The 12,748-nt window shown below is 45.1% G+C and carries 14 protein-coding genes and 1 pseudogene; 8 read left to right on the top strand and 7 right to left on the bottom strand.

Features of this window, described 5'->3' with window-relative positions:
• Nucleotides 1-822: 822 nt before the first annotated feature.
• The 5 genes and pseudogenes from D0A34_08585 to D0A34_08565 form a co-directional block, all read right to left on the bottom strand.
• Nucleotides 823-2,253, bottom strand: coding sequence for an MFS transporter (locus D0A34_08585; GenBank protein UNU18923.1), 1,431 nt, complete (start codon nt 2,251-2,253; stop codon nt 823-825).
• 213 nt (nt 2,254-2,466) lie between these two features.
• Nucleotides 2,467-3,025, bottom strand: a pseudogene (locus D0A34_08580) (Uma2 family endonuclease).
• Nucleotides 3,026-3,084: 59 nt separating this feature from the next.
• A complete protein-coding gene (locus D0A34_08575; GenBank protein UNU18922.1) occupies nt 3,085-3,639 on the bottom strand; it encodes a hypothetical protein in 555 nt (184 codons plus the stop codon).
• A gap of 115 nt (nt 3,640-3,754) precedes the next feature.
• Entirely contained in the window at nt 3,755-4,432 is a 678-nt protein-coding gene (locus D0A34_08570) for an ATP-dependent Zn protease (GenBank protein UNU18921.1), read from the bottom strand.
• Nucleotides 4,429-4,662: a hypothetical protein gene (locus D0A34_08565; GenBank protein UNU18920.1), complete on the bottom strand. Its 234-nt coding sequence runs from the start codon at nt 4,660-4,662 to the stop codon at nt 4,429-4,431. Before D0A34_08565 ends, D0A34_08570 begins: the two co-directional genes overlap by 4 nt.
• Before the next feature lie 24 nt (nt 4,663-4,686).
• On the opposite strand from D0A34_08565, the gene rseP reads away from it, so the two are divergent.
• From rseP to D0A34_08540, 5 genes are all read left to right on the top strand, one after another.
• Nucleotides 4,687-5,781 (top strand): RIP metalloprotease RseP, encoded by a 1,095-nt coding sequence (rseP, locus tag D0A34_08560; protein ID UNU18919.1) that lies wholly within the window; start codon nt 4,687-4,689, stop codon nt 5,779-5,781.
• 207 nt (nt 5,782-5,988) lie between these two features.
• Nucleotides 5,989-6,666 (top strand): endonuclease III, encoded by a 678-nt coding sequence (nth, locus tag D0A34_08555; GenBank protein UNU18918.1) that lies wholly within the window; start codon nt 5,989-5,991, stop codon nt 6,664-6,666.
• Nucleotides 6,667-6,797: 131 nt separating this feature from the next.
• Nucleotides 6,798-7,049, top strand: coding sequence for a hypothetical protein (locus tag D0A34_08550; protein UNU18917.1), 252 nt, complete (start codon nt 6,798-6,800; stop codon nt 7,047-7,049).
• A complete protein-coding gene (locus tag D0A34_08545) occupies nt 7,049-7,381 on the top strand; it encodes a type II toxin-antitoxin system RelE/ParE family toxin (protein ID UNU18916.1) in 333 nt (110 codons plus the stop codon). Before D0A34_08550 ends, D0A34_08545 begins: the two co-directional genes overlap by 1 nt.
• Nucleotides 7,382-7,561: 180 nt before the next feature.
• Nucleotides 7,562-7,864: a 30S ribosomal protein S14 gene (locus tag D0A34_08540; protein UNU18915.1), complete on the top strand. Its 303-nt coding sequence runs from the start codon at nt 7,562-7,564 to the stop codon at nt 7,862-7,864.
• 139 nt (nt 7,865-8,003) lie between these two features.
• Here the strand turns inward: D0A34_08540 and D0A34_08535 are convergent, their stop codons facing one another.
• Nucleotides 8,004-8,333 (bottom strand): hypothetical protein, encoded by a 330-nt coding sequence (locus tag D0A34_08535; protein ID UNU18914.1) that lies wholly within the window; start codon nt 8,331-8,333, stop codon nt 8,004-8,006.
• Between the two features lie 46 nt (nt 8,334-8,379).
• Between D0A34_08535 and D0A34_08530 the strand changes: the two genes are divergently transcribed.
• A complete protein-coding gene (locus D0A34_08530) occupies nt 8,380-8,976 on the top strand; it encodes a leucyl/phenylalanyl-tRNA--protein transferase (protein UNU18913.1) in 597 nt (198 codons plus the stop codon).
• A 100-nt stretch (nt 8,977-9,076) separates the two neighbouring features.
• Nucleotides 9,077-9,841 carry a Uma2 family endonuclease gene (locus tag D0A34_08525; GenBank protein UNU18912.1) on the top strand — a complete coding sequence of 255 codons (765 nt, stop codon included), beginning with the start codon at nt 9,077-9,079 and terminating at the stop codon, nt 9,839-9,841.
• A gap of 16 nt (nt 9,842-9,857) precedes the next feature.
• Here D0A34_08525 and D0A34_08520 read toward each other — a convergent pair whose 3' ends face one another.
• Nucleotides 9,858-10,064, bottom strand: coding sequence for a hypothetical protein (locus D0A34_08520; GenBank protein ID UNU18911.1), 207 nt, complete (start codon nt 10,062-10,064; stop codon nt 9,858-9,860).
• Between the two features lie 27 nt (nt 10,065-10,091).
• On the opposite strand from D0A34_08520, the gene leuS reads away from it, so the two are divergent.
• Nucleotides 10,092-12,650, top strand: coding sequence for a leucine--tRNA ligase (gene leuS, locus D0A34_08515; GenBank protein UNU18910.1), 2,559 nt, complete (start codon nt 10,092-10,094; stop codon nt 12,648-12,650).
• The last annotated feature ends 98 nt before the right edge of the window (nt 12,651-12,748 follow it).

Here is a 12,748-nt window from a genome sequence, read left to right as displayed (position 1 = left end):
TTGTATCAAACTGCATTTGGGTCTGCTGCGTTGTGCTTGTATGTAGAGTGTCCGGGCGACGAAGCAAACTTTTTGCGGTGTCGCTCAGCTTCGCGGTAGGGGCGCAATAACTTTACCAAACTTTTACAATTGACTGTAACACCTCAGCCGTCGCTTGCGCTGGTATTGCTTTGTAATCTATGACCTTTTTCGCTTCGCAGTCAACAGCAGAAGCATATGTTAACTTACTCGTTAACTGACAGGCTAAAACGTTTGGCATTTTCCATGTAGATAGAATTATTAACATTCAGCAAATCTTTGGAACGGCAACTAATCGAATCAATTTCTGAGAAAAATCTGTCTTTTCTTTTAATTATAAACTTTTTGAGTAGCTGGATGACTGTTGAAGTTGAGAGACTTACTCACTACCACAGTATATCACACACTACTCTCAATAGTGCGCGACAGACATAAAATTTAATAATTGGTTTTTTCAAGATCGATCGACATCTCAAAAAACTCAACCCTTCTGGGTCTGGCCACCGGGGCGGATGGTGCTACGCGATTTATGTTTTTTCGTAACAAAACTAGGTTTCTGGGTTCCGGGACTCTTACTAAAACTATCGCTTTTATTCGCCCTCCAAGCAAGCTATAGCAATCCTTTCGGTAAACGCGCAACGTGCTTTTTTTTGAATTAACGGATGCAATAAGAAGATGACACATTGTCAAACACAAAAAAGAGTTCGCACAGGATGAGAGGATTGCTATTGCTCTCGCTGGGATTAGCTATTGGTAGTTGTTGTTTTTTGATTTTACTAATTACCAACTACTCCTTATTAGCGCTTACTGATTTTGTGCTTTTCTTTCTCGAAGTTTCAACAATATTTCTGCATGAACTTCGCGGGTTATGGGATAAAAATATGTAAGAATCATGCCAGCAATTAAAGCAATTGTGGGCAGCGGCCCGATCGCAACTCGAATCGCAAACAGTGCAGAATCTGGCTGTACGGGTGCCGGCTGTCCGGGAACTGTAGAGAGAAATCCAGCTCTTTCTAATGCTTGGCCTACCAACCACAAACCCCCTGCCAATCCGATTTTTTGTAGCAGTACCATGAATGAATAGAAAATGCCTTCGCGTCTTTCTCCGGTTTGCAGTTCGTCGAGTTCGATCACATCCGGTATCATCGACCAAGGTATTAGATAAGCCGTGGAAACTCCGACACCTGCCATGACTGCTAATAGGTACATCTGCAATACTTGTCCTGGTTGGAGGAAAAACAGTCCAGCTTGGGCAATAATCCACAAACTCATGCCCATAAAATATACGGCTTTTTTGCCGTATCTCTCGCTGACTTTACTCCAAACAAATAGCATAATTAATGCAGTGCCTTGAACTGCGATCGCAACCAAGCTAAAAACGTACTGTGGCTGTTGCATCCAGTTAACAACAAAGTATGGAATAATAGTAGCAGTCAACTGCACTCCCAGCCAAGAAAAAAGATAAATTCCAATTACGTACAAAAAAGGGCGATTGCTAAATGCAATCTGCAACTGTTCTTTCAGTGGCAAGGATGTAGAATTATCTAGTTCGGCGTTTTCTAATAGTTGGGCTGCGACGTGCTTGCGAGTTCCCAAAACGCACCAGTACAAAGGCAATACAGAGATAACTGCACAGATTGCACCTAATACTAAATATTGTTGATTCGGGTTGTTTTGAAATACAGCAAAGATAATTAGAGCTAAGATTAATGAAAAGATGCTGCCGCCAATGGAGAAAGCAAATCGAAAACTATTAAGGCTAGTGCGTTCGTTGTAGTCTTGAGTAAGTTCTGGAGTCAGGGCAGTGTAGGGAAGATTGACAGCCGTGTAGGCGGTGTTGAACAAAATGCTGATCGCAACATAGTACCAAAATAACACTGTGTGATCCGTGCTAGGTACAATCCACTGCAATAAAAAGAATATGCCGAAGGGAATGCCACCATATATTATCCAAGGATATCGGCGGCCCCAAGGGTGAGAAGTACGATCGCTCAAAACCCCCACAATCGGGTCGTTTATGGCATCCCAAACCTTGCCAACTACCAAAATATTGCTGGCTAAGCCGGCAGGTAAACCAGCGACATTGGTAAAGAAAACTAGCAGGTAAAATGCTAAAACATTAGCGGTAATTGCCGGGCCGAGGTCGCCGGCACCGTAAGCTAATTTTGTTGAGAGGCTGAGTTTTTGTGTTGGGGGGTTGTCGGCGGCTGGTTGAGGCGGGGAAGTGTTGCTCATAAACTTTGATTTCGGGATTTTTTTGCAGGTGGGGACTTTGTAGTAGGAGTATAACTCGCGCTAGACCCGAATACTCAATTTTTTGTAGCGATCGGGACAAGCTTGAAGATTTGGTAATTTATAATTGGGTAATTGGTAATTGATAGGTTGGTGGGGGCAGGTTTAGGAGATTATTTGTCTTAGGCAATTATTCTTAGTAAAACCTGCCCCTACTTAAGGAAACAGTTGCGAAATCTGAACTTCTATTCCTGGAAATGCCAGCATTGACAAAACATGATCTTCATTAAATACTGTTTCTTGTCGGTAGTTTGCTTCGCCTGGTTCGCGAAAAACATCAACTTGCCGCCTGTTAACATCAAGTATTCAATAATCAGTAATTCCCGCCTTAGCATAAGTCGGTGCTTTTAGCTTGCGGTCTGTTTCTAAAGTCGTGTCAGCTATTTCTACTAATAAAAAAATATTGTCCGGTGCGGGATGAAAATCTTGGTACAGCCGGGGGTCGATTTGCACCACAGCAATATCCGATTCTGGTTCTGAATTATAACGAAAGAGCGATCGGGTCTTGGATGCGAATTAAAGCAAGTCCTGCCAGCAGACTTCTTAGATAGTCGGCTGCACAGAGATTAGTTGCTGCGTGGGGAGGATTTTTTGCACTCCTTGAAATAATTTGCCCGTCAATTAATTCGACTCGTTCATCGGGATTGAGAATGCCAGTTTCGGTCATGCGGCGGTATTCCTGTACAGTCCACAAGCGTAAATCTGTTACAGTCATGGCACAATTTCCTTGGGCGATATTATGTATTATCGATTCACATTCTAGTTTTTCTTAAATTACTCGGTCAACAATCTAGATTTAGCTGTAATTGCTCCCACACACCACAAAATAGCATTGACAATTTCCGATCGCTGAATATCTTCTGCGTCTAAAAAACTTGCAAACTCTTCCTCAATATTCAAATGGTCTGCAAAATCATAAAGTATGCGCTTGTATTCCGTTGGCATCGGTATTAAAGTAGCTTTCACTAAATCGAAAAGCGCGTTCAAACAGTTGAGGATAGTAGCTGACTCGTCAAAATCTTCGGCATCGAGCAAGTACAGCGTTTCTGCAATGTCGCAAATAGCGTCTATTTGTGTGGGCGGCTTTCCCAGTTCACTGACATCGATATTGCACAATTGGAGAGCGTTAATCGCTAGTTCTGGACGGGTAAAAAATACAAGTTGACCGCCGGCTACTAAGGGTGGCTCTTGTTCTCCATAGACCATTAGAGTATATAGATTTGGTGTTTCGGTGCCGGGGTCGATCCGGAAACCGAACAGCCACAACAATTTTTCTGTATTTGGGTTCGCTGTTTGCAGTGTTGTTGGGAAAGTTTTTGGTTCTGACATGAATTTTTAATCCCTATAATACGCTCTTAAACTCGGTTTCTACGCATTTTTTTGGTTTTTGTGATACATCTCCAGAAAAACCGGGTTTATAAGGCAATAGTGCGTAATTTTTTTTCTATAAATTTTGCTGAATTATGTCGCAGCATTCGGCAACAGTTGCTCTTTCTTCCATTGCTGCTACTAGGGCTTCGTAAGCTGATTTGTGGTTTTCGATCAGGTTTTTTGCTCGCAGCAAACCCCAGTTTTGTTTGAGTTGAATCTCGGAACTGGGACGGCGCAGTTGTGTTAAAATTGCACTAATTTTGGTGCGGTCTTCTGCTCCTCCTTGTGCGCTGCCGTAAACAAATTTTTCGGCGACTATTCCGGCCATCCACACGGTGCAGTATTGGTCTAAAAGTTGGGCGGAAAGAGTGCCACTTTGGAGTTGAGATGCTAATTGTTCGTCTTCAAATCGGACGCCGCCTTGGGCTGTTTGACCTTGTTTAAATGCTTCCCAAGCGTTGAGGGCGTAGCTGGTTACGGGAATTCCCAACAGGTGGGCAACTAGGAAGTGTCCGGCTTCGTGGTGAAGGATACGATCGCGCTTTTGTTTGGAACTTCCCCCCAGCCAATCTAATAAAATAGTACCGCCTTGACCTTGCCACTGGAAACTGTCAAGGGTGGCTAGCCCCAACAGGCAAAAAGTGGCGATCGCAGGTACGGCTTCTGGCAAGTTGAATAGGGGCCCCAACAATATTGAAACGGTGATGGCAAAGATAGAAATAGCGATAATATTCAAAGAAGTGTCTTTCATAATGGGGAATGGGTAACTGGGAATTGGTAATGGGGAATTTGTAATAGGGAATTGGTAATGGGAATTGGTTTTAGAGGTAAACTCAGGTACGATCGCGCGATCGGTTTGGCAGCGTCGGGTCGATCTCCGCGCCCGGGACTTCCGACAAAAACTCCACCTTCCAGTTTGACTGAAAATTGCCGCTCCGAAGCCACCGATATTAAAAAGATATTAAAATAAATTAAAGTCAAGTAAAAGTGTTAGTGGAATCCTTCATGTCAGTTTTGGCAGCGATCGCAGTTTTAGGTATCTTGATTGTCGTTCACGAACTCGGCCACTTCCTGGCGGCGAGACTTCAACACATCCACGTCAACCGCTTCTCTATCGGTTTCGGGCCCATCCTCTGGAAGTACCAAGGCCCGGAAACTGAATACGCCCTCCGCGCCTTTCCCCTGGGAGGTTTCGTGGGTTTCCCGGACGACGATCCCGAGAGTACAATTCCCCCAAATGACCCGAATTTGCTCAAAAATCGCCCCGTGCTCGATCGGGCGATCGTCATTATTGCAGGGGTAATTGCCAACTTAATTTTTGCTTATTTCCTGCTGGTGGTGCAACTGGGCACTGTCGGCGCGGCAGAAATGAACTACCTACCGGGAGTTAAAGTCCCGGAAGTCGCTGCGGAAGTCAGTTCGGCCGCCAAACAAGCGGGAATTCGATCGGGCGACGTTGTTCTGTCTGTTGACGCCAAGGAATTGGGCGCTTCCCGCGAAGCTATCAAATTATTGGTCACAGCAATCCAAGATCATCCCAACCAACCCCTAGCGTTGGAAATTCAGCGCCAAGAACAAAAATTTGTGGTGACAGTAACTCCTGAAGAGTCGCCCGACGGCAAAGGTCGCATTGGCGTGCAGCTAACTTCTAACGGCACTGTGGTGCGGCAGCGGGCCGGATTTGTAGAGGCGTTTAGCAAGGCCGCCAAAGAATTTGAGCGGATTGTGGTGCTGACGGTTCAAGGTTTCGGGCAGTTACTTAGCAATTTCAGCCAGACTGCCGACAAGTTGTCCGGGCCTGTGGCGATTGTGGCGATTGGTGCAGGGATTGCAAAATCGGATGCTGCGAGTTTGTTTCAGTATGCGGTGTTAATTAGCGTCAATTTGGCTGTGATTAATATCTTGCCTTTACCTGCTTTGGATGGCGGTCAGCTAGCTTTTCTGTTGATAGAAGGACTGCGGGGCAAGCCTCTGCCGAACCGCATTCAGGAAAATGTTATGCAGACTGGTTTGGTGTTGTTGCTGGGTTTGGGAATTTTCTTGATTATTCGGGATACAGCTAATTTGGCTGGGATAGATTTTCGATTTTTGATGCAATAGTAAATGAAGAAAGAGGGAAGAAGGAAGAAGGAAGAAGGAAGAATTATGTCGGATTTTCCGTTTTCCTATTTTCCTATTTTTCCCTCTCCTTTTTTTCCTACGCAAGCGAGGCAGAGCCTCTGGATCTGGGTTGCCCGGTCGTGCCTGGGAACCAGTTAAAAACAAATAACTAATGACTAATGACTAATGACTAATGACTAATGACTAATGACTAAAAAGTTAAGTTTAAAACAACGATCGCTCGAAATTCTGATTCGCCTCAAACGCCTGTATCCAGAAGCTCCTTGTACTCTCAACTACGAAACTCCCGTCCAGTTGCTGGTGGCGACGATTCTCTCGGCTCAGTGTACGGACGATCGAGTAAATTTGGTAACGCCGGCTTTGTTTGGGCGTTTTCCCGATGCGGTTGCTTTGGCAAATGCTGATATAGAAGAACTCGAAAGTCTCGTGCGATCGACTGGTTTCTACCGCAATAAGTCTAAAAACATTAAAGGTGCTTGTCAGGCGATCGTCAATAAATTTAACAATCAAGTGCCGCAGCGGATGGAACTGCTACTAGAATTGCCCGGAGTTGCCCGCAAAACGGCTAATGTCGTTCTCGCTCACGCTTTTGGTATTAATATGGGCGTGACCGTAGACACTCACGTCAAACGTTTGACTCAACGGTTGGGATTAACCGAACATACCGATCCTACAAGGATCGAGCGGGATTTGATGATATTGTTGCCGCAGCCGGATTGGGAAAATTGGTCGATTCGGTTGGTTTATCATGGCAGGGCAGTTTGTAATGCGAGAAATCCGGCTTGCAATATTTGCGAACTTGCAGATTTGTGCCCTTCTGCTAATATTACGCACGGGTGCGTCAGTGCCGAGGCTAGCAACTAGCATTAAAATATAGAATCTGACGCACCTTACAATTGCTGAAAGGAAGAGTTTATAAATGAACTCGATCGGTAGATAGTTTTTTGAGTTTGCTATAATTATTGTCAACAGCTTAATGCTAAGGAAGTAAGTATATGAGTATTGCGATTTCCCTCAGTCCAGAAATAGAGGCCCTACTTCGTGAAAAAGCCGATCGGGAAGGACAAGATATTAGCCTTGTTGCTGCCCAATTGCTAACTCGGATATTAGAATGGGAAGCCCGAGACTCTGAAGAAGCTATTGAGGGTATTCAGGAGGGGTTAAATGATTTTGAGTTAGGACGGTTCCGTTCTTTTGATGAATTTGCTAAATCACAGCGCACCAAGTACAGTTTTCCAAGAAACTGATGAGATATCTCATTGAAATTTCTAGCGTTGCAGAAGCACAAGCGGATAGTGCATTCCTGCTATTATCTCAGATGACATCACCAGAGAAAGCAAGGGAGTGGTATGAGGGATTGTTGAAGGCAATCGAGTCTTTATCAGCGATGCCAAAACGCTGTCCTCTCGCCAGGGAAAATCAATACTTCAGTAAAGAAATTAGGCAGTTACTTTACGGTAAAGGGCGCAACTCATACCGCATTCTTTTCACTATTGCCGAAAGTGAAGATGTGTCCGCAGTTCGCATCCTCCACATTCGACACGCTGCACAACAAACTCTTGGCGAGAACCAGGAGTAGTTCCTAGGGTGGGTCAGCTCGAATTCGAGCAACTGTCGATCGTACAATATTAGCTGAGGCACTCTGCAAATGAGATAAGTTGTTGTGTGTAAATAAAAATATTTAAAACTAAAGTTATCCAAAAAGACAAAAATATAGTAAAATAGTAGATTGTGATTTATCTAAGGATATCAACAGATTATGGCTAAGAAGAGCATGGTCGAGCGCGAGAAAAAGCGCCAGAGACTCGTAGACAAGTACGCCGACAAGCGGGAAGACCTGAAAGACCAGTTTGACCAAGCAAACAATCAGATGGACAAAATGGCGATTCACCGCCAACTGCAACAGCTACCCCGCAGCAGTTCGCGGACTCGCTTGCGGAACCGCTGCTGGGCAACTGGACGGCCCAGAGGTTACTATCGTGACTTCGGACTGTCTCGCAACATGATGCGAGAAATGGCTCACGAAGGTCTTTTGCCCGGTGTTGTGAAGTCTAGCTGGTAGCACGAAGGAAGAAGGAAGAAGGAAGAAGGAAGAAGGAAGAAGGAAGAAGGAAGAAAAAAACTCACAATTAATCGGCAGGATTATGTTTGGGGTTGATTTTTGTTTCAGACTTATGAGTTAAATTTTCCTCCTTCTTGCTTCACTGGCCGCAGCATTTATCGATGCCGAGACTTTCGAGTAACAAGTCGCTGACGGCGTTGGCGATCGCAAATTCGCCGTAGAAGCTTTTAGAAAAATCATAGGCCTGCATTTCGGTGACGATCGCAATTACGAGGCTGCCCAAGTCGTTTTCGCCTTCCATACGCTGGCGGACATAGATTTGGGCAGCTCTTTTAGCTATTTGCTGGTTGGCGGCTTCTGGGATAAACTCGGAGTCTAGCCATGCCAGCAGCGTTTGTTGGAGCCATTGGCCTTCTTGCTCAGGGTTTTTGGCGGGCGGTAAGGTAATAGGTTCGATGGTTTCAGACATGATTATTCCTAATTGCTAATGTTGACTTTGAAAAGTTAACTGAGAAATGACAACTGATAAATATATGCAATATGATATACCGACAATTATACAAGGATACGCGCAAGGCTATTTCTTGATGGCAAATGACGGCGAGGAGAGTTTGGGGTGGTATTCGAGCCGGCAGCGGGCGCTGATTCCCCTGGATGAAAGATTTACCTATCCGAAATCCCTGCGTCGCCAAATCAATCAAAATCGATTTTCGGTAGCTGTGAACCGCGATTTTGGGGCGGTGGTTGAGGGTTGTGCCGATCGCGAAACGACTTGGATTTCTAAGGAGCTCAAGAAGATTTACTGGGGTTTGTATGAGGCCGGTTGGGCTTACAGCTTCGAGACTTGGTGCGGCGACGAATTGGCGGGCGGTATTCTCGGATTGTCGATCGGCGGTGCGTTTATTGGGGAGTCGATGTTTTACCGAATTCCCGAGGGTTCTAAGGTGGCGATGGTGAAGTTGGTGGAGAGATTGCGCGATCGATCTTATCTGATGTTCGACGCTCAAATGAACAATCCGCACTTGGAAAGATTCGGCGCTTATACTGTTAAGGAAAAACTGTACAACACTCTTTTGCAAGCAGCTTTGAAGCGCCGCTGCTCGCTATTTTGAAGAGTCGGTCAGTAGGGAAAGGGCAGTGCCATTTTCGGCGCAGATAGTTGCTTCAAACAAGAGTCGAATTAAGCTCAGATACTTCTCGGAGACAACCACAATGCAAGTCACAACCGAAGAAATTATTTATCCATGCAGCGACGGTCAACCGATGGCAGATAGCACAATTCAATACAAATTAATTGTCACAATCAAAGAAGGTTGCGAGTCACTGTTGAAAGATGACCCAAACGTGTTTACAGCCGCCGATTTACTGTGGTATCCGGTTGAGGGTAGAACAGATATTTCTCAAGCGCCCGATGTAATGGTGGTATTTGGGAAGCCAAAGGGCGATCGGCGTTCTTACCTACAATTTCGTGAAGATAATATTCCTCCCCAAGTCGTGTTTGAAATTCGCTCTTTCAGCGACAGCCAAATAAAAATGAACAAGAAATTTTCATTTTACAATCGCTACGGAGTTGAGGAGTATTACCTTTATGACCCAGCACAAAATGAGTTGACTGGTTGGCAAAGAATTGAAGGAATGTTAGAAGTAATTGAACCCATGGAGGGCTGGATAAGTCCAAGATTGGGAGTGCGGTTTGAGTTGGGATCGGAAGGGTTAGAGATTTATCGACCTGATGGACAAAAGTTTCTTTCCTATTCCGAATTAGATGAACAGCGAGATTTAGAGCGACGGCGTGCCGAACAAGAATTTCAGCGTGCAGAAGGAGAATTTCAGCGCGCAGAAGGAGAATTTCAGCGCGCAGAAGAAGCAACGCAACGAGCCGAAGAAGCCTCGCAGCGTGCCGAACAAGAAGCTCAAAAAGCCGAACGTTTAGCAGCCAAACTGCGCGAATTGAACATCGACCCTGATAGCATCTAAGCTCGAACTAGGAGAATCAACCCAGTTTGTCAAAGAAATCGGGTTTCTGGGGATTGCAGTTATTTACTTTTTTCAGGGCGAACGGCGATATTTGGTCGATCGCCCCCCAGCTAAAATCACCTATACTACAATATATAATACAGAGATTTGAGCCAAAATCCTTGGAGCTCAGAAAAATCAGAATCGAAGCCCCTTGAATGTGTAAAAATACTGAAGCAAACATTACTAAACCCTGCACGGAGCAATTGTTGTGGATTCCAGATATAACCCCCAATCCATAGAAGAAAAATGGCAGCAGACATGGGCTGAGCAAAACTTAGACCAAATGCCAGAAGATACCCAAAAGCCTAAATTTTATGCCTTATCCATGTTCCCCTATCCATCGGGAAACCTGCACATGGGACACGTCCGCAACTACACAATCATCGATGTAATTGCCAGACTCAAGCGAATGCAAGGTTATCGGGTATTGAATCCGATGGGATGGGACGCTTTTGGTTTGCCCGCAGAAAATGCCGCCATCGAGCGCGGAATTCCCCCGGCAAAATGGACTTATGAAAATATTGCCCAAATGAAAGGCTTATTTCGCCGCTTGGGTATTTCTTTCGACTGGACAAAAGAAGTTACAACTTGTTCTCCCGATTATTATCGGTGGACTCAATGGATTTTCTTGCAATTTTTAGAAGCCGGATTAGCTTATCAAAAAGAAGCCGCAGTTAATTGGGACCCTATAGACCAAACAGTCTTAGCAAACGAACAAGTAGATAACGAAGGTCGTTCCTGGCGTTCCGGTGCCAAAGTCGAGCGCAAATTATTGCGGCAGTGGTTCCTCAAAATTACCGATTACGCCGAACAGTTATTAAACGACTTAGACAAATTGCCAGATTGGCCAGAAAGAGTCAAATTAATGCAAGCCAACTGGATCGGCAAATCAGTCGGCGCTTACTTAGAATTTCCCATCGTCGGAATGGATGAAAAAATCGCCGTTTTCACCACACGTCCCGATACAGTTTACGGCGTCAGTTACCTTGTTTTAGCGCCGGAACATCCACTAACTCAGCGCGTGACTACCGAAGACAGAAAAGCCGCCGTAGAAACCTTCATCAAAGAAGTTGCACTGCAAAGCGAGATCGATCGCACAGCCGAAGACAAACCAAAGCGCGGCATCCCCACAGGCGGCAAAGCAATCAATCCTTTCAACGGCGAAGAAATCCCCATTTGGATTGCCGATTATGTGCTGTACGAATACGGCACCGGCGCAGTCATGGGAGTACCCGCCCACGACACCCGAGATTTCAAATTTGCCAATCAATATCAACTGCCAATTAAAGTAGTAATTGTGGATGATGATGAGATTCCGCTGACCGAAGCTTACACAGAACCCGGAATTATGATTAATTCCGAAAACTTCAACGGCATGGATTCAATTAAAGGCAAAGGAGCAGTGATTGAATATGCCGAAAATGAAGGTTATGGCAAAGCGCGAGTGCAATATCGTTTGAGAGATTGGTTGATTTCTAGACAGCGTTATTGGGGCGCTCCGATTCCCGTAATTCACTGTCCCACCTGCGGAACAGTCCCCGTACCCGCATCGGATTTGCCCGTCTTGTTGCCGGAAAATGTAGAATTTACGGGCAAAGGTTCGCCCTTGGCAAAGATGGAAGAATGGGTAAACGTTCCTTGTCCGAGTTGCGGCACTCCGGCGAAGCGGGAAACAGATACGATGGATACTTTTATCGATTCCTCGTGGTATTTCTTGCGCTATCCCGATGCTCAAAATCAAGAGCAAGTCTTCGATACGGCGAAGACAAATGATTGGATGCCTGTAGACCAATATGTCGGCGGCATCGAACACGCAATCTTGCACTTACTGTATTCGCGGTTCTTTACCAAGGTTTTGCGCGATCGGGGTTTAATCAATTGTGACGAACCATTTAAACGCCTGTTAACTCAAGGCATGGTACAAGCAATGGCCTACAAAAATCCTGTTACTGGCAAATACGTTCCCCCAGCAGATATAGACCCCGCAAATCCCAAAGATCCTGCAACTGGTGAAGCTTTAGAAGTCTTCTACGAGAAGATGTCCAAATCAAAATACAATGGCGTTGACCCCTTGGAAGTTATGGGCAAATATGGGGTAGATACGGCGCGGATGTTTATTTTATTCAAAGCGCCGCCCGAGAAGGATTTGGAGTGGGATGATGCTGATGTGGAAGGGCAATTTCGTTTTTTAAATCGCGTTTGGCGCGTGGTGACAGAGTTTGCTGCACGCCCCCCTGCCACCCCCGGTCAAGGGGGAGAAAATGCTGAATTAAGTAAAATTGAGAAGGATTTACGGCGGGCAATTCACACTGCAATTAAGGAAGTTAGCGAAGATTTGGAGGGGGATTATCAATTCAATACTGCTGTTTCTGAAATGATGAAACTCAGCAATGCTTTGAATGATGCTAAGTGTAAAGACTCGCCAATTTATGCAGAAGGAATCAACACTTTGATTCGCTTGTTAGCGCCTTTTGCACCACATATTGCTGATGAATTGTGGCACAATACTGGTAACAGTGAATTGGTGCATACGCAAACTTGGCCGACTGTCGATCCATCTGCATTAGTTACCGATGAAATTACGCTGGTAATTCAAGTTATGGGCAAGACTCGCGGCACAATTCAAGTGCCTTCTGGTGCTGATAAAGCTGCTTTGGAAAAGTTGGCTCGCGAGTCGGAATTGGCCAAGCGTCACCTGGAAGGTAAGGAGATTAAAAAGGTAATTGTGGTGCCTGGAAAGTTGGTTAATTTCGTGGTAGCGGGATAAAGATGAGAAACCCGGTTTATTGAAGAAACCGGGTTTTTAATACTTGCATTTAAAAATTAGCCAGTCCACAAATGAGTAATCTAAAAAAATCCCGACTA

It is taken from the genome of Microcoleus vaginatus PCC 9802, from assembly GCA_022701275.1.
Taxonomy (GTDB): Bacteria; Cyanobacteriota; Cyanobacteriia; order Cyanobacteriales; family Microcoleaceae; genus Microcoleus; species Microcoleus vaginatus_A.
The sequence above is the reverse complement of the archived record's forward strand: the minus strand, read 5'-3'. Positions and strand labels throughout refer to the sequence as shown.